The 20,428-nt window shown below is 70.3% G+C and carries 22 protein-coding genes; 9 read left to right on the top strand and 13 right to left on the bottom strand.

The window, feature by feature from the left end; translation table 11 throughout:
• Positions 1–189: 189 nt before the first annotated feature.
• Positions 190–663 carry a MarR family transcriptional regulator gene (locus tag ACFXBC_RS13215; protein ID WP_385022857.1) on the bottom strand — a complete coding sequence of 158 codons (474 nt, stop codon included), beginning with the start codon at positions 661–663 and terminating at the stop codon, positions 190–192.
• A 97-nt stretch (positions 664–760) separates the two neighbouring features.
• Here ACFXBC_RS13215 and ACFXBC_RS13210 point away from each other — a divergent pair, with 97 nt between their 5' ends.
• The 4 genes from ACFXBC_RS13210 to ACFXBC_RS13195 all read left to right on the top strand — a co-directional run bounded on the left by ACFXBC_RS13210 (position 761) and on the right by ACFXBC_RS13195 (position 5,436).
• A complete protein-coding gene (locus ACFXBC_RS13210) occupies positions 761–2,014 on the top strand; it encodes a PP2C family protein-serine/threonine phosphatase (protein ID WP_385022855.1) in 1,254 nt (417 codons plus the stop codon).
• A 178-nt stretch (positions 2,015–2,192) separates the two neighbouring features.
• Positions 2,193–3,932 (top strand): SpoIIE family protein phosphatase, encoded by a 1,740-nt coding sequence (locus ACFXBC_RS13205; protein WP_385022853.1) that lies wholly within the window; start codon positions 2,193–2,195, stop codon positions 3,930–3,932.
• On the top strand, positions 3,929–5,017 hold the full coding sequence (locus ACFXBC_RS13200; RefSeq protein WP_385022851.1) for a B12-binding domain-containing protein: 1,089 nt from the start codon (positions 3,929–3,931) through the stop codon (positions 5,015–5,017). Before ACFXBC_RS13205 ends, ACFXBC_RS13200 begins: the two co-directional genes overlap by 4 nt.
• A complete protein-coding gene (locus tag ACFXBC_RS13195; protein ID WP_385022849.1) occupies positions 5,014–5,436 on the top strand; it encodes an STAS domain-containing protein in 423 nt (140 codons plus the stop codon). Before ACFXBC_RS13200 ends, ACFXBC_RS13195 begins: the two co-directional genes overlap by 4 nt.
• A 35-nt stretch (positions 5,437–5,471) precedes the next feature.
• On the opposite strand, the gene ACFXBC_RS13190 is transcribed toward ACFXBC_RS13195, so the two are convergent.
• Positions 5,472–6,359 (bottom strand): RNA polymerase sigma factor SigF, encoded by an 888-nt coding sequence (locus tag ACFXBC_RS13190; RefSeq protein WP_385022846.1) that lies wholly within the window; start codon positions 6,357–6,359, stop codon positions 5,472–5,474.
• A gap of 263 nt (positions 6,360–6,622) precedes the next feature.
• Here ACFXBC_RS13190 and ACFXBC_RS13185 point away from each other — a divergent pair, with 263 nt between their 5' ends.
• A complete protein-coding gene (locus tag ACFXBC_RS13185) occupies positions 6,623–7,828 on the top strand; it encodes a PP2C family protein-serine/threonine phosphatase (RefSeq protein WP_385022843.1) in 1,206 nt (401 codons plus the stop codon).
• A 187-nt stretch (positions 7,829–8,015) separates the two neighbouring features.
• On the opposite strand, the gene ACFXBC_RS13180 is transcribed toward ACFXBC_RS13185, so the two are convergent.
• The 8 genes from ACFXBC_RS13180 to ACFXBC_RS13145 all read right to left on the bottom strand — a co-directional run bounded on the left by ACFXBC_RS13180 (position 8,016) and on the right by ACFXBC_RS13145 (position 13,990).
• A complete protein-coding gene (locus ACFXBC_RS13180; protein WP_385022841.1) occupies positions 8,016–8,525 on the bottom strand; it encodes a MarR family winged helix-turn-helix transcriptional regulator in 510 nt (169 codons plus the stop codon).
• Positions 8,526–8,574: 49 nt separating this feature from the next.
• On the bottom strand, positions 8,575–9,099 hold the full coding sequence (locus tag ACFXBC_RS13175; RefSeq protein WP_385022838.1) for a GNAT family N-acetyltransferase: 525 nt from the start codon (positions 9,097–9,099) through the stop codon (positions 8,575–8,577).
• 158 nt (positions 9,100–9,257) lie between these two features.
• Complete coding sequence (locus ACFXBC_RS13170; RefSeq protein WP_385022835.1) at positions 9,258–11,498, bottom strand: ATP-binding protein; 2,241 nt, start codon at positions 11,496–11,498, stop codon at positions 9,258–9,260.
• Positions 11,499–11,660: 162 nt separating this feature from the next.
• The gene (locus ACFXBC_RS13165) at positions 11,661–12,287 is read right to left on the bottom strand and encodes a DUF6879 family protein (RefSeq protein ID WP_385022832.1); all 627 of its coding nucleotides are present in this window, start codon (positions 12,285–12,287) and stop codon (positions 11,661–11,663) included.
• On the bottom strand, positions 12,280–12,546 hold the full coding sequence (locus ACFXBC_RS13160) for a hypothetical protein (protein WP_385022829.1): 267 nt from the start codon (positions 12,544–12,546) through the stop codon (positions 12,280–12,282). The genes ACFXBC_RS13165 and ACFXBC_RS13160 overlap by 8 nt, the downstream gene beginning before the upstream one ends.
• Positions 12,547–12,659: 113 nt before the next feature.
• Positions 12,660–12,881, bottom strand: coding sequence for a DUF397 domain-containing protein (locus ACFXBC_RS13155; RefSeq protein ID WP_385022826.1), 222 nt, complete (start codon positions 12,879–12,881; stop codon positions 12,660–12,662).
• 39 nt (positions 12,882–12,920) lie between these two features.
• The gene (locus tag ACFXBC_RS13150; protein ID WP_385022823.1) at positions 12,921–13,118 is read right to left on the bottom strand and encodes a DUF397 domain-containing protein; all 198 of its coding nucleotides are present in this window, start codon (positions 13,116–13,118) and stop codon (positions 12,921–12,923) included.
• Entirely contained in the window at positions 13,115–13,990 is an 876-nt protein-coding gene (locus ACFXBC_RS13145) for a helix-turn-helix domain-containing protein (protein ID WP_385022820.1), read from the bottom strand. Before ACFXBC_RS13145 ends, ACFXBC_RS13150 begins: the two co-directional genes overlap by 4 nt.
• Positions 13,991–14,198: 208 nt before the next feature.
• Here ACFXBC_RS13145 and ACFXBC_RS13140 point away from each other — a divergent pair, with 208 nt between their 5' ends.
• The 4 genes from ACFXBC_RS13140 (at position 14,199) to ACFXBC_RS13125 (ending at position 16,084) form a co-directional block, all read left to right on the top strand.
• Complete coding sequence (locus tag ACFXBC_RS13140; protein ID WP_385022817.1) at positions 14,199–14,606, top strand: ATP-binding protein; 408 nt, start codon at positions 14,199–14,201, stop codon at positions 14,604–14,606.
• Positions 14,599–14,916, top strand: a complete 318-nt coding sequence (locus tag ACFXBC_RS13135) for a hypothetical protein (RefSeq protein WP_385022814.1) — start codon at positions 14,599–14,601, stop codon at positions 14,914–14,916. The genes ACFXBC_RS13140 and ACFXBC_RS13135 overlap by 8 nt, the downstream gene beginning before the upstream one ends.
• A 117-nt stretch (positions 14,917–15,033) precedes the next feature.
• Positions 15,034–15,408, top strand: a complete 375-nt coding sequence (locus ACFXBC_RS13130) for a VOC family protein (RefSeq protein ID WP_385022811.1) — start codon at positions 15,034–15,036, stop codon at positions 15,406–15,408.
• Between the two features lie 97 nt (positions 15,409–15,505).
• Positions 15,506–16,084 carry an MSMEG_1061 family FMN-dependent PPOX-type flavoprotein gene (locus ACFXBC_RS13125; RefSeq protein WP_385022808.1) on the top strand — a complete coding sequence of 193 codons (579 nt, stop codon included), beginning with the start codon at positions 15,506–15,508 and terminating at the stop codon, positions 16,082–16,084.
• Positions 16,085–16,149: 65 nt separating this feature from the next.
• Here ACFXBC_RS13125 and ACFXBC_RS13120 read toward each other — a convergent pair whose 3' ends face one another.
• From ACFXBC_RS13120 to ACFXBC_RS13110, 3 genes are read right to left on the bottom strand one after another with little or no spacing between them, the layout of a single operon-like run.
• The gene (locus ACFXBC_RS13120) at positions 16,150–18,345 is read right to left on the bottom strand and encodes an iron ABC transporter permease (RefSeq protein ID WP_385022805.1); all 2,196 of its coding nucleotides are present in this window, start codon (positions 18,343–18,345) and stop codon (positions 16,150–16,152) included.
• Between the two features lie 2 nt (positions 18,346–18,347).
• Complete coding sequence (locus tag ACFXBC_RS13115; protein ID WP_385022801.1) at positions 18,348–19,409, bottom strand: iron-siderophore ABC transporter substrate-binding protein; 1,062 nt, start codon at positions 19,407–19,409, stop codon at positions 18,348–18,350.
• Positions 19,410–19,417: 8 nt separating this feature from the next.
• Positions 19,418–20,338, bottom strand: a complete 921-nt coding sequence (locus tag ACFXBC_RS13110) for an ABC transporter ATP-binding protein (RefSeq protein WP_385022798.1) — start codon at positions 20,336–20,338, stop codon at positions 19,418–19,420.
• Positions 20,339–20,428 lie beyond the last annotated feature (90 nt).

The following is a 20,428-nucleotide window of genomic DNA, read 5'->3' as shown; positions in this document are numbered from 1 at the left end:
GTGGGCGCCCGGACGCGGGTGTTGAGCGTACGGTCAGATTAGGCGGCCGTCGGCTCCCCGGGGCCGGGACCGGCCGGTTCGCACCCCGCAGAGGTGAATCGGCGGCTGATTTCCTCGTACGCCCCGGGCCACCGCCCGGACAGTGGTAAGGGTGCGTGAAGTGGTGCGGGTGAAGGCCGCGGACAGGCGCTACTCCGGGACCGGGTGGGTCTCGGTGACGGCCTCGCAGAACGCGGTCAGCCCGACGGTCAGCGCGTCGCGTGCGTCGGGCGCCATCCGGCTCATGGCCAGGCGCAGGGCCTGCTCGCGGCGGCGCCGGATCTCACGCAGGTGCGCAGCGCCGGCCTCGGTGAGGTCCAGCCGCGTCTCGCGCCGGTCCTCGGGGCGCGGGGTCCTGCGGAGGAATCCGGCGGCCTGCAGCCGGTCGCAGAGACGGGTGGCGGAGGGGGCCGCCACCGACAGATGCCGGCGGAGCGCGCTCAGGCTGATGCCGGGCTCCCGCTCGATGATGTACATCACGCGGATCTGGGAGGACGAGACCGGCGCGGTGCTCAGGGCGTCGCGGCCGTGCTCCCAGGCGGCCTCCAGGAGCTCCAGCATGGGGCCGACCTCGGGCAGGGTCCCGGGGGCCTGTGGGTGGTGACGGACGGAGTCCTCGCGCATGTGAAACTCCCGATGGTCCACGATGGGCTCGTACCGGCTGGTCGATCTGAGCAGCTTTGCGTAATGAAGATATGTCAAGGAAAGCAGGTTCCTGCCGGTGGAGAGACCCTGTGCGGTCGAACGCATGCTGCGTGAGGCCGCCCCGCACGAGGTTTTCGACGTGCTCCGCGCCCTCATCGAACGTCGGCACCATGCGGTGGCCGTCGAACTCCTGATGGCCGACTACGCCATGGTGGAGCTGCAGCCGGTGGGTGTTCTTGCTCACACCGGGCCGCCGATCGCGCTCCACGACAGCCCGGCGGGACGCGCGTTCAGCACCCAGGAGCCGCAGTACGACCATGACTCCACTGCTGCCACGGTGACCATCTCGGTGCCCGTCAGCGTCCGCGGCGACCGGCTGGGGGTCCTGAGCGTCACCCTGCCCGCGGACGCGGACGGAGCACCGGACCGGGACGGTGCAGCGGGCGGGGACGTAGCACCGGGCAGGGACGGTGCAGCGGGCCGGGACGGAACGGGTGCGGAAACGGCGGAACGCCTCCTGGAGTACGCGGACGCCCTGGCGCACGAGATCATCGTCGCGGACCGGGACACCGACCTGTTCCTCCGGGCCCGCAGGACCGAGCGGCTGACCCTGGCCGCGGAGATGCAGTGGCAGTTGCTGCCCGGCCGCTCCTGTTCCCGGCCCGAGTACAGCATCGGAGCCCAACTGGAGCCCGCCTATGCCATCTTCGGCGACAGCTTCGACTGGTCGGCCTCCGCCGACGATCTGATCCTCACGGTCAGCAACGGCATGGGCGAAGGAATCGACGCCGCCCTGCTCACCGGTCTCACCATCAACGCGCTGCGCAACGCCCGCCGCGCCGGCCTGGACCTGGCGGGCCAGGCCGGCCTCGCCGACCAGGCCGTCTACGGCCAGCACCAGGGACTCCAGTACCTCTCCACGTTGCTGCTCCGCTTCCACCTTCCCACCGGGAACGTGGAGATCATCGACGCCGGTTCGCCCCGCATCTGGCGGCTGCGGGCAGGAGTCGTCGAACCCATCGAGCTTCAGCTGCAGATGCCGCTCGGGATGTTCGAGGACACTCCCTACACGCCACAGCACTTCACGGTCGAGCCCGGCGACCGGCTGCTGTTCATCAGCGACGGTGTCTACGACGCCCTGTCCCCGGCGGGTGAGAAGTACAGCCTCCGGGCCCTGGCCAGGGCGGTCACCGGGACGAGCCGGCTGCCCGCCTCGCAGGTGCCCAGCGCGATGCTGGAGGAGCTGCTGGGGCACCGGGGTTTCGGTCCCGCCGCCGACGACTCCCTCGTCGTGTGCCTCGACTGGCACGGGCGCCCGGCCGCAGGCTGACGGGGACGCGGCGACCGGGCTTCTCCGGGGGCGGGTTGCCATGACGCGGGCGGGTGCGGGATGGTTGCCGTCAGGTAACTAATTTCGCGTGCAGTGATGCGTCCTGGGATGCGGCCGGCGATCCGTCGGGCGACCCGTCAGGAGAGGTGGTGCGGTCCGTTTCGGACGGCCCCCTTTCATGGTCTCTACCGAGGGATATTCCGTTACGAAGACCGAGCAGGTTCCGGCGTCCGGTGTGTGGAACCTGGCCCCCTGTCCCGTGATCGCGGCCGACCGGGCCGGCACCGTCACCGACGTGAATCCGGCGGCGGCCCGTCTGCTGGAGGGTGCGCGGCCCGGCGCGAGCATGGCGGACGCGGTCCCGGACTGGCTGGCCCGCGCCCACCTGGCGGCAGGCGGACCGGCCGACACTCCGGACCCGGACGCCCTTCCCGCGGCCCCGGGTTCTTCGGCCCCGGGTCCGCTCCCGGGTTCTTCGGTCCCGGCTCCGCCGGTTCCTGCTGCTCCGGTCTCGGGGCGGATCGCCGCGCGGAGCTTCGAGGCGCATCCCACCCGGGGCCAGGACGGGCACGTGGTGTGGTGGCTGGTCGACAACACCGGCAGGCGGGTCGCCGAGGAGGCGCTCACCGCGGAGCGGCAGCGCACCGCGTTCCTCGCGGAGGCGTCCAACGTCCTGCTGGCCTCGCTGAACACCGACCGCTGCATGAGCGCCACCGCGCAGCTCGCCGCAGAGTACCTGGCGGATGTGGCCGTCGTCGTCGCCCCGGACGCGGGCCGCAGGCTGCCGGTCGCGAGGGCCGTCGCCGGGCAGGACGTCACCCGTACCCTCGTCACCGCGGACCCGGCGCAACTCCCGGGCCTCAGCGAGGCGTTGCAGGGCTTCCCGCCGGTGCCCTCCCGCTGGATAGACCCGGCCGCGCTGCCCGACTGGGTGCTCCCGCCCGGCTTCACCGGGTCGGTCGGGTCGGTCGTCGTGACCCCGCTGCCCGGACACGGGGTGCCGGCCGGGGCCCTGATCCTGGTGCGCGGCTCCGGCCACAGCGGGTTCACCGAGAGCGAGGAGGTCTTCGCCCGGCTCTTCGCCGCACGCGCGGGCGCCGCGCTCTCCGCCGCACGCCTCTACGCCGAGCAGAGCGACATCACCCGGACCCTCATGAGGGATCTGCTGCCGCCCCCGCTGCACCGGACACACGGAGTGGAGTTCGCCGGGGGATACCGGCCGGCCGGCGACAGGGAGCGGGTGGGCGGTGACTTCTACGACGTCCACCCGGGCGCCACCGAAGCCGATGCCTCTCTCGTCGTCCTGGGCGATGTCTGCGGAAAGGGGCTGGACGCCGCCGTCCTGACCGGGAAGATCCGCAACACCCTGCAGGCGCTGATGCCGATGGCCGACGACCACCAGCGGATGCTCCAGCTCCTCAACGGGGCGCTCCTCAACTCCCACCACGCCCGTTTCGCCACCCTGGTGCTGGCCTCCGTGCTGCGTACGGAGAACCAGGTCCGGCTCCGTCTCACCTCGGCCGGCCACCCGGTCCCTCTCGTCGTACGGACCGACGGCACCGTCGAGGAGATCCCCACCAGCGGCACCCTCATCGGGGCCATCCCGCAGGTGGAGGCCGGCACCGTCGAGGTCGCGCTGCTCCCCGGCGACACGTGCCTGCTCTACACCGACGGGATCACGGAGGCCCGTGGCGGGCCGCTGGGCGACGAGCTGTACGGCGAAGAACGGCTCAAGCGGGCCCTGGCCGAGTGCGCGGGCATGCCGGGTGAGGCCGTCGTCGAGCGGATCCAGATGCTCGCCGCCCAGTGGCTGCGGGAGAACAGCCACGACGACATGGCCCTCGTCGCCATCACCGCCCCCCGGACCGCCCACCTGAGCGCGGTGAACGGCCACACCCGGGGCAGGTACACCGCATGAACGGAACAACCACGGACCGGCAGGCTCTCCGGGACCAGCTGTGGACCGCAGTGACGGACCGCGACGAGTACGGCGCCGCGGGCATCGTCTTCGCCGCGCTGGACGGGGGGATGGACGCCGAGGACGTCCTCCTGGACCTGATCGCCCCGGTCCAGGCGAGGGTCGGCACCGAGTGGGCGGCCAACCGCCTCACGGTCGCCCAGGAGCACGCGGCCAGTGCCATAGCCGAGCGGGTCATCGCCGCCCTCGCCCATCGCCCGGCCCACCGCGCCGCACCCCGTCTGGGCCGTATCACCGTGGCCTGTGTCGACCAGGAGTGGCACGTCCTCCCGGCCAGGCTCCTCGCCGAGGTCCTCACCCTGAGGGGCTGGCAGGTCGACTTCCTCGGCGCCCAGGTGCCGACCCCGCACCTCATCGACCATCTGCACAGCAGAGGCGCGGACGTGGTCGCGCTCTCCTCCTCCGTCCCCACCCGGCTGCCCACCGCCCACTCCGCGATCAGCGCCTGCCAGGCCGTCGGTGTACCCGTCCTGGCGGGCGGGGCGGCCTTCGGGCCCGACGGCAGGTACGCGCGTCTGCTCGGCGCCGACGCCTGGGCCCCCGACGCGCGCAGTGCGGCGCGGCAGCTCGCGGAGGGCATCGCCCGTCCCGGCTCCGGCGGCGGGCCGCAGCCGGCCGAGGGCGGCCTGCTCCACCTCTCCGACCAGGAGTACACACTCGTCGCCCGCTCCCGGCGCCAGCTCGTCAGAGAGGTCCTGACGCGGCTGGAGGAGCGGTTCCCGGCGATGGCGGCCTACAGCCAACAGCAGCGCGAGCGCACCGCGGAGGACATCGCGCACATCGTGGAGTTCCTGGCCGTCGCCCTCTACACCGATGACGACGACCTGTTCACGACCTTCATGGTCTGGACCGCCGGCATCCTGACCGCCCGTGACGTCCCGGCCAGGTCCCTGCACCCCGCCCTGGACGTCCTGGCGGCCGAACTCAAGGATTTCCCCCGGTCGGTGCGGCTGCTGGACGGGGCACGGCGCGCCCTGGACGGTACCCCCGCCCCGGCCGGCCGACACCCCGGAGCCCTCGCATGACCACCCCGGCCCGCCCGTACTTCACCCTCACCGTCGAAGCGGGGCCGGGCACCGCACTCGTACGTATCGCCGGTGACCTCGACTACGACACCAGCGACGAACTCACCGAGCGGGCCCACGCGCTTCTGGCAGCCGAGCCGACCCCGCGCGAGCTGCACCTCGACTGTGCCCAGCTGCGGATGTGCGACTCCATGGGTCTGTCGACGCTGCTGATGCTCCACCGCGGCACCAGCGCCCGCGGCATCACGCTCCATCTGGACGCCGTCCCGCCCTTCCTGGAACGCATGCTGGACATCACGGGCACCCGGCAGCTCTTCGTACTGGAGGCGGCGCCCCGGGAGAGCGAGCGGACGTCCACGGACGAAACCGCAGTCGCCCCTCGTCCGGGCGGGCGGACGAAGGGCGACTGCGGGCAGTAGGGGCCTGGCTCAGTAAGGAGCGTAAGGAGCCCGGCTCAGGCGAACATGCCGGTACGCAGCTTGGCGAGCGTGCGGGACAGGATGCGGGAGACGTGCATCTGCGAGACGCCGATCTCCGCGCCGATCTGTGACTGGGTCATCTCCTGGCCGAAGCGCAGCTGGATGATCCTGCGCTCCCGCTCGTCGAGTTCACCGAGGAGCGGGGCGAGCGCGTGCAGGTTCTCCACCGTCTCCATACCGGGGTCCGGCTCACCCAGCACATCGGCGAAGGCACGGGTCGAGGGGGTCGCGCTGTCGGCGCCGTCGACGGACAGGTCCAGGGAGCCGGCCGTATAGCCGTTGGAGGCGATGATCCCCTCCAGGACCTCGTCCTCGCCGATGCTCAGGTACTCCGCGAGCTCCTTGACCGTCGGGTCGCGGTCCAGGCGCCTGCCGAGCTCGTCCTTGGCCTTGGCCAGTTCGATACGGAGTTCCTGCAGCCGGCGGGGGACATGGACGGCCCAGCTGGTGTCACGGAAGAACCGCTTGATCTCGCCGAGGACATAGGGGATGGCGAAGGTGGTGAACTCGACTTCCCGGGAGAGCTCGAAGCGGTCGATGGCCTTGATGAGGCCGATGGTGCCGACCTGGACGATGTCCTCCATCTCACCGCTGCCGCGGTTGCGGAACCGGGAGGCGACGAACTGCACGAGGGAGAGGTTCATCTCGATGAGGGTGTTGCGCGCGTACTGGTACTCGTGCGTGCCCTCCTCAAGGTTCTGAAGCCGGTCGAAGTACAGCTTGGACAGGGCCCGGGCGTCCTTCGGCGCCACCTTGCCGCCGTCCTCGACCCGGGGCAGGTCGCCCAGGGCGGAAGCCTCACCGGCAGCCGGAGCCTTGGTGTCCTGCGTGGCGCCGATGGTCCGTTCAGCGATCAGTGTCATATCTCTTCCTCGCTCGTCATGCAGGCTTCCCATTAGTCGCACTTCCCCGGTTCGGGGACCGCACACCGGTTGGGCGCACTTTTCTTGCCGCGCAACAACAGTTGTCTCTCCGCAACGTATAGTGAGGCGAAGAGCGGCTGGCCCCCGGCCCAGTCACCGGCCGGCCCTCGCACCCCCCCGACCGCTGCAGGAACGTCCGGACGCGCCGCACTCGTGCTCGGCCGGAATCTCCCTTCGGTGCAGACACGAGAAGCAGGATCAACGTGGACAGATTGGCTGCCGTCGAGAGGGCGTTGCGGAGCGCCGCACCGGATTCGCTCCTCGACGTCGTAACGGCGGCCCTGCGGGAGCACTACGGCGCCCAGCGGGTGGAGCTGCGCCTCGCCGACTACGGTCTGACCACCCTTCAGGCGGTGGAGGACGTGGCGCTGCTCAGGGAGCCGGTACCGATCGACGGCAGCCCGCAGGGGCGGGCCTTCGGAGCGCAGGAGCCCTATGTCGAGCCGAGGATCACGCAGGGCGCGGTCACCGCCCACGTACCGGTGACCGTCCGCGGAGACCGGATGGGGATCCTCAGCGTCAGCACTCTTGAGGACGGCTACGCGAAAGCGGATCTCGTGGAGGTCCAGCAGATCTGCGACATGCTCGGCCGCGAAATCCTCGTCGCCGAACGGGACACCGACCTCTACCGTCTCGCCCGGCGCGCCACCCGGCTCACCCTCGCCGCCGAGATGCAGTGGCAGCTGCTGCCCGGCCGTTCGGTGTCGCGGCCGGAGTTCTCGCTGGGCGCGCACCTCGAACCGGCGTACGCGATCTTCGGCGACAACTTCGACTGGTCCGTGACGGCCCACCACCTCACGCTCACCGTGACCAACGGGATGGGCCGGGGCATGCAGGCGGCGCTGCTGACCAACCTGGTCGTCAACGCCCTGCGCAACGCCCGCCGCGCGGGACTCGGCCTCGCCGATCAGGCGAGCCTCGCCGACCAGGCCGTCTACGCGGAGTACCGCGGGGCGCTGCACGCCTCCGTCCTGCTGCTCCGTTTCGACCTCACCACCGGCGAGGCGGAGGCGGTCGACGCCGGCTCTCCGCGCATGTGGAGACTGCGGGGGCGCAGCGTCGAGCCCGTCGGGTTCGACGCGCAGCTGCCCCTGGGGATGTTCGAGGAGACCGTCTACTCGGCGGAGCGTCTGCGGATGGAACCGGGGGACCGGATCCTGGTGGGCAGCGACGGCGTGTACGACAGTGTCTCGGCGACGGGCGAACAGTACGGGGAGCGGTCACTGGCCCGCTCCCTGTCGGCCCACCGCTTCCTGCCGGCGGCCCAGGTGCCGGTGGCGGTCCTCCGTGATCTGCGGGAGTACCGGGGGTCCTCGCCACAGGAGGACGACGCGCTCGTCGTCTGCCTCGACTGGTTCGGCCGTCAGTACCGTACGGATGGCATGGACGGGGGCGGGCGGTCGGCCTGAGCAGGGGGTGTGGCTGAGCGGGCGGTCGGTCGGTCCGAGCGGGCGGCTGCCTGACAGGCGGACGTGCCGGGGCGGGTGGTGTGTCTGGCAGGCTGCCCGATGTGCCCGAACGGGCGGACTGACGGACTGACGGACTGACGGACTGACGGACTGACGGACTGACGGACTGACGGACTGACGGACGGGCTTAAGCCGTGGAGGGCCAGATCCCCGGGCCGCCGATCTCGTCCGGTCCCGCAGCCGCGGCGCTCCGGAAACCGTCGAGCCCGTCGAGCAGTGCCTGCCGGGCCGCAGCCGGCATGGCGTCGATCGTCGACATCAGGACGTTCTCCCTGCGGGCCCGCAGATCGGCGAGGTACGTCTTGCCGTGCCGGGTCAGCCGCAGATTCAGCTCGCGCCTGCTTACCGGGGACGGAGCACGCTCCACGAATCCCATCGCCTGCAGCCGGTCGCACAGCCGGCTGACCGACGGGGGAGCGGAGCCCAGGGCGTCGGAGAGCATCCGCAGATTGATGCCCTCGTCGCGGTCCAGCGTGTACAGCACGCGCAACTGGGAGGGCGAGACCGCCCCGGCGTGACCGGCCTCACGACCCTGCTCCCAGAACATCTCCAACAGTTCGATGACCTCGGAGCCCAGGTGGGCGGCGTCCCGGGACTGAGAACCGGGATCGGAACCGGGGCCGGGATTCGTGCCCATCACTGATGCCACTCCGATTCCGCGTTGTCCTCGCCCGGCTATTTTCGCATCATGGCGGGGCGGCTGCGCAGGGCTCGGGTCCGCCGTCGCCCCAGGCGGTCTCGTAGTACCTCACTCGCTTGTCCCGTCCGACCGGTTGCATGCCCGCTGCGGTCATCACGCGGTGGGACGCGACGTTGTCGTGGTCGGCGCCCCCCTTCACCCGGGCGAAGCCCCGCTCCCGTGCGGAGACGAGCAGGGCCCGGAGTGCCTCGGACGCATATCCCTTGCCCTGCGCGGCCGGGACCAGGCCGTAGCCGATGGTGAGGCTGCCCTGCGCGTCGGGCGGCCCGTGGAAGTCCACACCCCCGACCGCGCATCCGTCGCCCCGCAGCCGGATCTCGTACGCACCCGGGTGCGCCCCCTCATCTCCGCCGCGCGCCCCGAGGAACCGCCGGGCCGCGGAGACGTCCCCCTCCATGGGGTATCCGGGTGCCCACCGATCCGCCTCACCGGGCCGACCCGCCACCAGCCGCTCGGCTTCGGCCACGGTCAGTGGATGGAGTACGAGCCGTGCTGTCATGAGGTCGTCCATGGCATGGGGCGTATCACGCTGATCCTTGCCGAGGCCATCCGGTTTCTTGCGCGCAGGGGCCTCGCGCCCGGACGGCCATCTGGATTTCCGTGTGGGGCGGGGTATCGGCGGTCGCCGGTGGCGTTGTCTCCCAGCCTGCCTCCCCCTCCGCGCTCCTATCACCGGTGCAGCCCGCGCCGTTCCTCGACGTGCTCCCGCATGCTCACCGCGCGTACGTCCTCGTAGCGGCTCAGGAGGGTAAGAGCGTCACCCCAGTGCCCGTCCGCCGCTTCGGGGTCCTCGCAGTGGAGTGCGGACGCGAGACCGTCGAGGGCGATGGCCCGGAGCCAGGAATCTCCGAGTTCCTGATGCACGGCGGCGGCTCTGCGGTGGAAGTCGGCGGCCTCACGCCCCCGCCCCAGGCGTTGGTACACCTCACCCGCTCCTTGCCAGGCCAGCGCCTCGCGGCTGCGGCTGCCCGAGCGGCGGTGAATTGTGGCGGACCGCTGGTAGGAGACCAGCGCGTCCGTGAACCGTCCAACGGCCTGCTGGGCATGGCCCAGGTAGAGGATCCAGTACCCCTCCAACGCGTGATCACGCAACTCCAGGGCCAGCTCCACGGCTTGACTCGCCGCCCGAACGGCTTCGGCACCTTTGCCCCGGTCGAGATGGACCGCGCTCCACAGACGCAGCACGTTGCCTACGCTGCGCTTGTTCCCCATGCTGCGGTGGACTGCCAGGGCCCGGTCGAGGTCGTCTGCCGCTTCGGTCAGGTCTCCGCTCTCGATACGTGTCTCGGCGAGGTTGGAGCGTGCGACGGCCTCCCAGTGCGAGGCACCGAGATCTCTGAACAGTGCCACGGCTTGAACGAAGTGGTCCTTCGCTTCCGGCAGTTGCCGTGTCCGCAGCATGATCAGGCCAAGGGCGTTGAGTGCTGCGGCCTCTCCTCGTGGATCCCTCAGTTCTTGCCGGATCGTCAAGGCATCCCGGTGCGAACGCCGCGCCTCCACAAGGCGGTTGAGTCGGCGATGGGCAAAACCGGCGCTCTCCAGCAGCATGGCCTCGCCGACCCGGTCACCGAGACGCCGGACGGCCCGCAGGGCTGTGTGTGCGGTGGCGAGCCAGTCGGTTACGGGGGCCGAGGGGGCCTGGGCGCTCCAGAAGACCGCGGAAAGCTGCCAGGTGTACAGGTCGAGTCCGGCCTTCTCGGCGGCGCGTACGGCCCCCACGAGATTGCCCTGCTCACGTTCGGACCAGTCGACGGCCTGGTCGTAGGTGGTGAACGACAGAGGGAGCGCACCTTCGGCGGGCGGTGTCAGGGTGACGTGGTCGCGGGCAGGAGCAATCCAGCTCTGGGCGGCATCTGCGGAGTGCAGGTACCAGTCGAGAACGCGCCGGAGCGCGGCATCACGGCTGTCCTGCGTTTCCTCCCGGGTCCGGTCGGTCGCGTAGGCCCGAAGGAGATCGTGGAACTCGAAGCGGTCGGGGGCGGTTTGTTCCAGCAGATGGGCGCCCACGAGGACATCCAGCAGGTTTCGCGATCGTCGTGTGCTGATCCCGGCGAGAGCGGAGACGGCCCCGACTCCGAAGTCGGGCCCCGGGTGCAGCCCAAGAAGTCTGAAGAGGCGCGCCGCGTCCGCCGACAGAGCCCGGTAGGACCAGGCGAAGACCGAGCGCACCGCCTCCGACTCCTGATCGTCGCCTGTACTGAGCGCCTCCCACAGGGCCGACTCGTCACGCAGATCGGAAATCAGCTCGTCCAACTGCATATGGGGATGGCTCGCCGCGCGCTCGGCCGCGATGCGCAGCGCCAGTGGAAGCCGCGCGCAGAGCCGGGCGAGCTCGGTCAGCTTGTCGGCGTCGTCTTCGGGCCGGTAGCCGTTGGTCACGGCCCGCAGCAGGGCAACGGCTTCCCCTTCGGGGAGGGTGCGCAGAGTGATGCGATGCGCTCCGTCGCGTACGGCCAGTCCGGACATACGACTCCGGCTGGTGACGATCACGAGGCAGTCCGAGTGGCCGGGCAGCAGCGGTCTCACCTGGTCGGCGGATGCGGCGTTGTCGAGGAGAACCAGCATTCTCCGGTCGGCCAGCAGGGACCGAAACAGCGCTGCGGCGGTATCGGTCTCCGAGGGTACGGCACCGGGCGGGACACCGAGTCCGGTGAGGAAGCGGTGGAGTGCGTCCTGTGCGGTGACTGGCTCGCCCGGGTCGTAGCCCCGCAGATTGATATAGAGCTGGCCGCCGGGGAAGTCGGCTTCGACCCGGTGGGCCCAGCGCAGGGCGAGTGAGGTCTTCCCCGCTCCCGCTGTGCCGGCGATGACACAGACTGCGGCAGATCCGCCGTTGGCATCGGTCAGGAACGCGTCGATCTGGCGCAGTTCCGACGTCCGGTTGACGAACCCCCCTGCCTCGCGGGGCAACTGGCGTGGTGCGATTTCCGTGCGGCTCCCGGACGCTGCCCGGTCGTGGTGAAAGTGAACGTCCCTGATGGCTCCGGCCTGCACCACGTCCCGTGACGATCCTGACAGCTCATTGCCTGTATCGCCGGAGTGTTCGCCGCTCATGCCGTCGCCGCCGATCGCCTACTCCGCTGTTGCCCGTGGCGGAGGAAGGTCCGCCACCCGGCGTTCGAAGAACGGCAGCAGCTCTTCGCCGGCCTCGTAAAGCTCTCGGACGAGGCTCGCCCAGCGTGCGATCAGCGTGGGCTCGCGGAAGCGGACGGCCCCGTCAAGAGCCCCGGCTTCGGTGTAGACGACCTGATAAAGGGCTTGGTCCCCGAGCACGACCACTTCGGGCAGCGGGCCGGCGCGTTCGAGTTCGGCCAGCTCGGCAGAGTCGATGACCCGAATTACTCTGCCGGACTCCGCCTGCACTCTCAGGGCATGCAACTCCCATTGCAGGTACGGAGTGAGAGGCTCCTCCACGACTCGGACACGGCGAAAGACGGTATGGAGCTGCTGGTCCCGCCGGGTGGCACTGAGCAGCCCTTCCCGCTTGTCCTCCAACAGCCGCAGAGCCTCCTCCCAGCTGCCTCGCCGGACCGCCTGCCAGCTGCTGTCCTGCTCTTCGAACTGCTGCCGCCGCTCCAGTTTCCAGCAGTCCTGACGGCTGATCTCCATGCGACGCTGACGGAAGTCGCTACGGTAGGCGTTAGTCGTCAGCCGGTCTCCTTGCGAGGCGACGAGTTCGAGGGAGCCCGGATCAAGCATCTGCGATGTCCGGCTTCGCCGAGCGGAGCATGCTGCCCGGAATGATCACGAGGCGCTCGTCCGCCGCGATGGTGACATCTGCGGGCAGACGGGCGGCGTAGACATCTGTGAGGTCCCGTCCGACGACGGCGATGTCGCCGTTGCCGAGCTCCCAGATGTCCGGGCAGCCGTCCTCATCCTGGGTTGTGCCCAGTTCCCTAGCTGATTTTCCCAGCCGCCGCACGAAGGGCGCGGAAGGATCGGCCTCCCAGGGACGCATGTCGTCTCCCCTCGGTCGGAGCGTTCATTCGTATGTGCCGTGATGAATCGTAGAACGCTTCATCACTCCCTGTACATACGAGTAATGGCCAGCGGGGAGCCCCTTCCTGGGTGCTATCCGTGAGGCCGCACCACCTTGAGGAAGGCAGCCCAGGCGGCGGGGGAGTGGTACGTGATGCCGTGCGCCGGGCACTTGCTGTCCCGGACGGCACGGCCTCCGTCGGCCGTTCCGGCTACCTCTACGCACTCTTGCTTGTCTGTGGAGGAGGAAAACGAAGACTTGCGGAAGGCCGTTGTCAGTCGTTTGTTCTGGGCTTGCGCCGTCCTTCGTGTCATGGTCGCGACCCTTTGGCGAGTAGGGGAGCTGAGGTGGAGCTAATCGTGGTGCTTCATTGCTCCGAGGAAGACTGCCCAGGCAGCGCTGGAGTAATACGCGGTGCCGTGCGCCGGGCACTTGCTGTCCCGGACGGCGTGGCCGCCATCGACGGTGCGGGCCACCGTTATGCAGTCGTTCGATGCGCCGCCTGAGTACGACGACTTCACGAAGGGGGTGATGATCTGCTTGCCGTTCACGCTTGCTCGTTCTCCTCGGGGATGACGCTCATCGTCTTTTTGATGAAGGATCGGCTCTGCTCCGGAGTCATCGCGGCGGATCTCAGGGAGTCGAAAGCGTTGCTGTAGCTGGACAGTTCGTCCTCGCCCTCAAGGATCATGGTGTTGGACAGACTGTCGAAGGCCACGGCCTCAGCGGCTGCTCGCTGGTCGAAAGCGAACGTGACGAAGGCATTCGTGATGCGGGCAGCCGCCCACTCGCTGTGCGGGAGGACCTGGACCGTTACGTTCTGCTGTTCCGAGATCGCGAGGATCAGGGCGAGCTGCTCGCGGTGTGTGGTCGGGGAGGCCATGGGGGATGTGAGGGCGGGTTCCCAGATCACGGCGGCGAACCGCGAGCCCGTCTCGGCGATTGCCTTGCGGCGTTCCTGCCGCACCTGCACGATCTCTTCGACTGCCTCCGCCGAGAAGACGCTGGGGTTGGCATCGATCAACGCACGTGTGTAGTCCGGGGACTGGAGCACACCTGGAACGAACACAGGCTGCCAGGAGCGGATGTACGTAGAGTCCGCCTCAAGTGAGATGAAGTCGCCCAGCTGCGTCAGTGACGGGGTTTGGTAGTCCAGCCACCAACCCCGCTTGTTGGAGTCCCGGGCCAGCTGCTCCAACTGCCTGTACACCTCGCGGTCTTCGACCCCGTACAGCTCCAGCATGAGCCGTACATCGCCGGGACGGGCGGATACCTGCCCGGTCTTGATCCGGCTGATCTTGGTCTTTGATCCGGCGATCTGCTCCGCTGCGTGTTCTTGGTCGAGCTTGGCCATTTCCCGGTACCGGCGGAGGGCCGCTCCCAGACGTCTGCTTCGCACCGTAGGGCGTCCACCTGCGGGCATGTCCCCTCCTTTACTGCGCGTGCTCAGTTTGCACGGCACTGGACGCTACACGCCACCACGACGGAACGCTCAGCCACACGCAAATTCGCGACTTCAGGGGAATTGCGTTTTCGATGGGTGGCGCTCTAGCGTGGGTTGCGTCACTGAGGGTGCCGATTGCGGCACTGAAGGTGAAAAGTCCGGCTGCCCAGCGCCCCTTGGAGGCCCCATGTCCGGCCGTACGAACACCACCCGCTTCCGCCGAAACAGGGCATCCGTGTCCAGGGCGAGGCGGCACGTCGAGGCCGTGCTCGTGGAGTGGAAGCTCGGGCACCTTGCCGAACCGGCCGTCCTCATCACCAGTGAGCTGGCCACGAACACCGTCCTGCACGCCCAAGGGATCTCCGAATACTTCGAGTTGACCCTGCGGCGCCGCCGCTCCGTACTCGTGCTGGAGGTCGCGGACGCCTGCACCTGGGCTCAGCCGGAACTGCGCAAGCCTGACCCGGAAGCCCTCGGCGGCCGGGGCTTATGGCTGGTCGACGCGCTCGCCGATGCCTGGGGGGTGCGGGAGCGGTCCGTGGCCGGGAAGACCGTCTGGGTGCAGCTCGCCACCCGGGGTGGCGGGGATGCGTAACGTCAGCCTGTTGCACCGGCCGTCCGGCGGGCCGGCGTGTCCGGGCTGGTGGTGCGAAGTACGCGCCCCCGAGGTGTCGTTCGCGTACCGGGCGGACCGCCCCGAGCGTGCGCTCGTCTGGATGCGCATCGAAGTCCGGCTGCTGCTCCGGGAGTTCGGTGCCGATGACCGGCAGCGGGCGTATCACTGGCTGGATCAAGGGCAGTGGGAGGCCCTCTACCGGCTGCGCGCCGGGGAGCCGTACGCCTTCACGGCGGCCGGTGTGGTCTGGACGGCCCGGCCGGTGCTCTTCCTGCCGGGCCCGGTGTAGGTCCGGCCCGTTTCCGCGGACCCGCCCGCGCCCCGCACCCCTACACGGAAGGCGCGGGAGTGCCCGACCGGCCGTGACGGCGAGGGTCCGAGGCGGGGTGTGAGGCAGGATGGCGTCATGACGACGAGAATCGGTGCCTTTGTTCTCGGTACTCCCGATCCGCTCGCGCTGGCCGACTTCTACCGGCGCCTGCTCGGCTGGCAGGAAGTCGAGAGCACCCCGGAGTGGGTCCGTCTGAGGGCTCCCGAACAGGAACGCCCGGGTCTCAGCTTCCAGTTGGAGACCGACCACACGCCCCCGGTGTGGCCGCCGCGTCCGGGTACGCAGCAGATGCAGGCGCATCTGGACGTGCAGGTCGATGATCTGGAGGCCGAGACCGAGCGCGCCTGCGCCCTGGGTGCGACGGTGGCGGAGTCCCAGCCCGAGGAGGGCGTACGAGTCCTCCGCGACCCGCACGGCCACCCGTTCTGCCTCTTTCTGCCGGGCGCCTGAACGGGCCCCGTGCCGGGCCGGGCGGATCAAGTAAGGTAAGCCTAATAAATCCTGGTCACTGTCGTACTGGGCAGCCTCTTACGGTACGGAGCACCCCTTGTCGAACGTCGCACCCCCGCTCGCCCCCGGCACCCACACTCCGCTCGACGGGGCCGTGCCCGTGCGGTCGGCCGACGAGTTGCGGGACATCCTCGGCGAGCCCCACCCCATCGTCATCGACAAGGTGCACGACCGGCTCACCGAGGAGGACCTGGGCCTGCTGGCGCGGTCGCCCTTCTGTGCCCTGTCCACCAGCGACGCGGAGGGGAACTGCGACGTCTCGCCGCGCGGTGACGCCGCCGGTTTCACCTGCGTACTGGACGAGCGCACGCTCGCGCTGCCCGACCGTCCGGGCAACCGGCGTGGCGACAGCTTCCACAACGTCCTGTCCAACCCGCAGGTGGGGCTGCTCTACCTGATACCGGGCGTCATGGACGTCCTGCGCGTCAACGGCCGGGCCCGGCTCCTCCGGGACGCGCCGTTCTTCGACGCGATGACGGTCAGGGGGCGGCGGCCCGAACTCGCCCTGGTGGTCGAGATCGAGGAGATCTTCCGGCACTGCCCGGCATCACTGCGCCGCTCGGGTGTGTGGTCGCCGGAGACCTGGGAGTGCGCTGCCGGGCCGGCCGCGGCCTGAGACCGGATACCCACCGCCCGGCGCCGGCCGCATCCACACCTGCCGGGCCCGTCCGGCTGCGCCCCCTACCCGTCCGCCCTGGCCCGCCACAGCAGCCACCCGAAGTACGGGGCGCCGATCACCGCGGTGACCACGCCCACGGGGATCTGCGCGGGCGCGATCACCGTCCGGCCCACCGTGTCCGCGACCACCACCAGCAGGGCGCCCATCAGCGCGGCCACCGGGAGCACCCGGGCATGGCGCTGGCCCACCAGGGCGCGGGCCGCGTGCGGTGCCACCAGGCCGACGAAGCCGATCACACCGACCGCCGCGACCGCCGCCGCGGTGAGCACGACGGAGACCCCGAGCAGGGCCAGTCGCGTACTGCCGATACGGATCCCCAGCAGTCTCGGTGTGTCGCCGTCCAGGCCGATGATGTCGAGGTCGCGCCGCATCACGGAGAGCACGGGCAGGCAGACCACGAGAGCGGCCAGCACCGGAAGGACCTCGGGGAACGTGCGCCCGTACGTCGATCCGGAGAGCCACACCAGCGCCTTCGTACCGTTGTGCGGGTCGGTCAGCACGATCAGCAGGCTCACCAGCGCCGCGGCGCCCGCGGAGACACCGATACCGATCAGCACCAGCCGGTTCTGCTCAAGTCCGTACCGTGCCGCGAGCCCGAAGACCAGCGCGGTGGCGGCCGCGGCTCCGGCCAGCGCCGATCCGCCGATCAGCCAGAAGCTCGCGAGGGGGACAGCCGTCAGGGTGGCGACCGCGCCGACCCCCGCGCCGCCGACCACTCCGAGGATGCCGGGCTCGGCGAGCGGGTTGCGCGAGACGGCCTGGACCACCGTGCCCGCCGTGGCGAGCGCGGCCCCGGCGAGCAGCGCGGCGGCGATCCGCGGCACCCGGGTGTCGAGTACGAAGGTGACGAGCCGGCCCGACCTGCCGGTGAGCCAGTTCCCCACGTCACCGATGAGCAGGGTGGTGTCACCGAGCAGGACCGCCGCGACGGCCGAGGCGAGGAGAGCGGCGGACACCACCACGAGGGTGACGACGAAGGCGCGGCGGCTGCGCAGCCTGGCGAAGGCCGCGTCGGGGGTGGTGGAACCCCCGTCCCGTGACCGGTAGGCCAGGAAGACGAGCACCACGGCGCCGAAGAAGCTGGTCACGATGCCGGTCGGTACGGCCGCGCCCGCCTGCGCCCCGAAAAGTGCCCGCAGGAGGACATCGGCGCCGAGCACCACGAGGACACCGGCGAGCGCCGATGCGGGGATGAACACCCGGTGGCGCAGGAGCGCCGGTATGCGTCCGCCGACCAGCCGGACGGCCGCGGGCGCGCACAGTCCGACGAAGCCGATGGGCCCGGCGACGGTGACCGAGACCGCGGAGAGGACCACGGCGAGTACGACCGCGACGCTGCGGGTGAGGCGGGGGTTGACCCCGACCACCTGCGCCTCGTCGTCACCGAGCCCCAGGATGTCGAGCCGCCTGCCCAGCGCGACCAGACCGGCGAGCGCCACGAGTGCGACCGGGGCGAGCCGGTCGATGGTCTGCATGCCGATCTGGGCGAGCGAGCCGTTGCCCCAGGCGTAGAGGCCGGTGGTCTGCTGGGTGCGCAGCAGGAGGAGCATCTGGCTCAGACCGCTGAACCCGAGCGTGAGGGCCGAGCCCGCCAGGACGAGCCGGGTGGAGCCCGACCCGGCACGGGCGAGCCCCAGTACGACACCGGCCGCGAGCAGTCCGCCGACCAGCGCCGTGCCGCCTGCCGGGAAGGCGGGCAGGGAGATGCCGAACGCGGCGACGGCGACGACCGCCAGATACGCGCCGGCGTTCACGGCGAGGGTGTCGGGCGAGGCCAGGACGTTGCGCGACACCGACTGCAGTACGGCCCCGGCGGCGCCCAGCGTGCACCCGACGACCAGCCCGGCGGCGAGCCGTGGCAGCCGGGAGGCGACGAGCACGGCGTCCGCCTGGTTCGCCCCGTCGTGGCCGGTCCACAGGGTGGTGACGGCGCGCCAGAGTGCCTGCGGTCCCACGGCCGCCGTGCCCTGGCCGATGTGGACGACGGCGAGGGCGAGCAGCGCGAGGAGCGTCCCGAGCGCGAGGAGGGGGAGAGCCCCGCGCGGTGCCGGGCGGCCGGGCCCGGCCGGGGGTGACTCCTCGGCCGGGGCGGCGGACTGCGTGGGTACGGGCTGGGCCGGGGCAGCGGAGTGCGCGGGTGCGGGCTGGGCCGGGTCAGCGGAGTGCGCGGGTGCGGGCTCGGCCGGTTGGGTGTGCACGGTCACTTGGTCAGCGCGTGCACGACGGCGTCGACGTACTGCGTCATCGACGCCGTACCACCGAACATCCAGATGCCGTCCGGGAGCCGGTGGACATGCCCCTTCTTGACGAAGGGCAGCGACTTCCACACCGCGTTGTCCTTGAGCCCGTCGGCGAACGGGTCCCCGCCGTCCGTGGTGTTGGTGATGTAGAGGAACTGGGCATCGCCGATCTTCGTCAGGCCCTCAACATCGGTCGCCGCCAGGCCGTACCCCTTGTCGCCCTTCATGGACCAGGGGCTGACCAGGCCGAGTTCGGTGTTGACGTCGGTGATCAGCGAGCCCTTCACATAGGGGCGCACCGATACCTGGCTGCCTTCTTTCCACCCGTCGGCGAAGGCGACCTTCTTGCCTTCGAGCCCGGCGTCGGAGAGTTCCTTGCGACCGGCGGCGATCTTCTTGCGGAAGGCGGCGAGTTCGGTCCTGGCCCGGTCCTCGGTCCCGGTGGCCCTGGCGATGAGGTTGACGTTGTCCGTCATCTGGTCGATCTGGCGGCTCGCGTCCGCCGCCCGCACCACGATGAGGGGTGCCACCTTGGAGAGCTGCTTGACGGCCGAGTCCGACAGGTCGTTGGTCGCGACGATCAGGTCGGGCTTGAGGGCGGCGACGGTGTCCACGCTGGGCTCGCCGCGGGTGCCTATGTCCTTGACGCCGCTGGGCAGCGGCGCGGCGGTGTCGTACGCCTTGTATCCCTTGACGTCGGCGGCGCCGACCGGTTTGACGCCCAGTGAGACGAGCGATTCGACGACGTTCCACTCGGTGCCGACGACGCGCTTGGCCGGTCCGTCGAGTGTCACCTTCTTGCCGCGTGAGTCGGTGAGCGTCAGCTTGGCGGCCGAGGAGGACTCCTTCTTGGGGGCCTCGGATGTGCCGCAGCCGACGAGGGCGATCGCGGCGGTTCCGACGATCAGGGGCCATGCCCACCGCTTGGCCGGGTGCTTGGCCGTGTACGTGGCGGCCAGGTGCTTGGCAGTCGTCAGCTCGCTCGTCATGAGCTTGGTCGTCACGGGCTTGGTCGTCGTCATGGGATGTTTCAGGGCCTTTCGAGCCGAAGGTGGTGTCTTCCCACCGCGCGGGTGCGGGGGATGCCCGTAGCGGGGTCGGGTGCGACCTCGATACGGATGCCATAGGTGTCGGTCAGCAGTTGCGGGTCGTACACCTCGGCCGGGGTCCCGGCGGCGGCGACGCGCCCCGATGAGAGCAGGACCACCTGGTCCGCCACGGCGGCGGCCTGGTCCAGGTCGTGCAGGACGACGCCGATGGTCACCCCGTGTGTGTCGGCCAGCTCGCGGACGAGGTCCAGGATCTCCACCTGGTAGCGCAGGTCGAGGTAGGTCGTCGGCTCGTCGAGCAGCAGCACTTCGGTGTCCTGCGCCAGGCAGCAGGCGAACCAGACGCGTTGGAGCTGGCCGCCGGAGAGACTCTCGACACCGCGGTCGGCGAGTGCCGTGACGTTGGTGACGGCCAGGGCGTGGTCGACGAGCCGCGCGCCGTCCGGGTCGCTGCCGCGCAGCCGGCCGCGGTACGGGTGGCGCCCGAAGCCGACCACCTCGCGGACGCTGAGACCGGCCGGGGTCGTACGGCTCTGGGCGAGCAGCGTGATGCGCCGGGCGAACTCCGTACGGGAGAGGGCGAGGGCGTCGACGGAGTCCTCGCCCTCGCCGCCCACGGTCACCTGTCCTGAGCGGGCCCGATGCAGCCGGGCTACCGACCTCAACAGGGTTGACTTTCCGCTGCCGTTGGGGCCGATGAGTGCGGTGACCCGCCCTCTCGGGAGGCGCAGGTCAGCCCCGTGTACGACATCGACGCCGTCATAGGCGACCGTGATGCCAGTGGCGGCCAGCCCGTACGAAACACCGGTGGCTCCGGCGCCACCGGCGGACGCGCCGGGACCATCTGCCGTGGTGCGGCGGGGCCGTGGGGTGTCTTCTCGTTCGGGTGCAGTCACGATCACACGGCAGAGGTTAGCCTAACCTAAGTAGTGGTCGACAATCGGCCCCGATCCTGGGTTGGTGGCCGGAAACGCACCTATGGCGGGCCGCCC

The organism is Streptomyces sp. NPDC059398, from assembly GCF_042751845.1.
Classification (GTDB): domain Bacteria; phylum Actinomycetota; class Actinomycetes; order Streptomycetales; family Streptomycetaceae; genus Streptomyces.
Note: the sequence above shows the minus strand (reverse complement) of the source record. Positions and strands in the feature narration are given on the sequence as shown.

Excerpts from the sequence above, each read along its gene's own strand:
- ACFXBC_RS13215 (WP_385022857.1), bottom strand. The coding sequence starts at position 663 with ATGCGCGAGGACTCCGTCCGTCACCACCCACAGGCCCCCGGGACCCTG.
- ACFXBC_RS13205 (WP_385022853.1), top strand. The coding sequence starts at position 2,193 with ATGGTCTCTACCGAGGGATATTCCGTTACGAAGACCGAGCAGGTTCCG.
- ACFXBC_RS13200 (WP_385022851.1), top strand. The coding sequence starts at position 3,929 with ATGAACGGAACAACCACGGACCGGCAGGCTCTCCGGGACCAGCTGTGG.
- ACFXBC_RS13195 (WP_385022849.1), top strand. The coding sequence starts at position 5,014 with ATGACCACCCCGGCCCGCCCGTACTTCACCCTCACCGTCGAAGCGGGG.
- ACFXBC_RS13190 (WP_385022846.1), bottom strand. The coding sequence starts at position 6,359 with ATGACACTGATCGCTGAACGGACCATCGGCGCCACGCAGGACACCAAG.
- ACFXBC_RS13180 (WP_385022841.1), bottom strand. The coding sequence starts at position 8,525 with ATGGGCACGAATCCCGGCCCCGGTTCCGATCCCGGTTCTCAGTCCCGG.
- ACFXBC_RS13175 (WP_385022838.1), bottom strand. The coding sequence starts at position 9,099 with ATGGACGACCTCATGACAGCACGGCTCGTACTCCATCCACTGACCGTG.
- ACFXBC_RS13165 (WP_385022832.1), bottom strand. The coding sequence starts at position 12,287 with ATGCTTGATCCGGGCTCCCTCGAACTCGTCGCCTCGCAAGGAGACCGG.
- ACFXBC_RS13160 (WP_385022829.1), bottom strand. The coding sequence starts at position 12,546 with ATGCGTCCCTGGGAGGCCGATCCTTCCGCGCCCTTCGTGCGGCGGCTG.
- ACFXBC_RS13155 (WP_385022826.1), bottom strand. The coding sequence starts at position 12,881 with ATGACACGAAGGACGGCGCAAGCCCAGAACAAACGACTGACAACGGCC.
- ACFXBC_RS13145 (WP_385022820.1), bottom strand. The coding sequence starts at position 13,990 with ATGCCCGCAGGTGGACGCCCTACGGTGCGAAGCAGACGTCTGGGAGCG.
- ACFXBC_RS13140 (WP_385022817.1), top strand. The coding sequence starts at position 14,199 with ATGTCCGGCCGTACGAACACCACCCGCTTCCGCCGAAACAGGGCATCC.
- ACFXBC_RS13135 (WP_385022814.1), top strand. The coding sequence starts at position 14,599 with ATGCGTAACGTCAGCCTGTTGCACCGGCCGTCCGGCGGGCCGGCGTGT.
- ACFXBC_RS13130 (WP_385022811.1), top strand. The coding sequence starts at position 15,034 with ATGACGACGAGAATCGGTGCCTTTGTTCTCGGTACTCCCGATCCGCTC.
- ACFXBC_RS13115 (WP_385022801.1), bottom strand. The coding sequence starts at position 19,409 with ATGACGACGACCAAGCCCGTGACGACCAAGCTCATGACGAGCGAGCTG.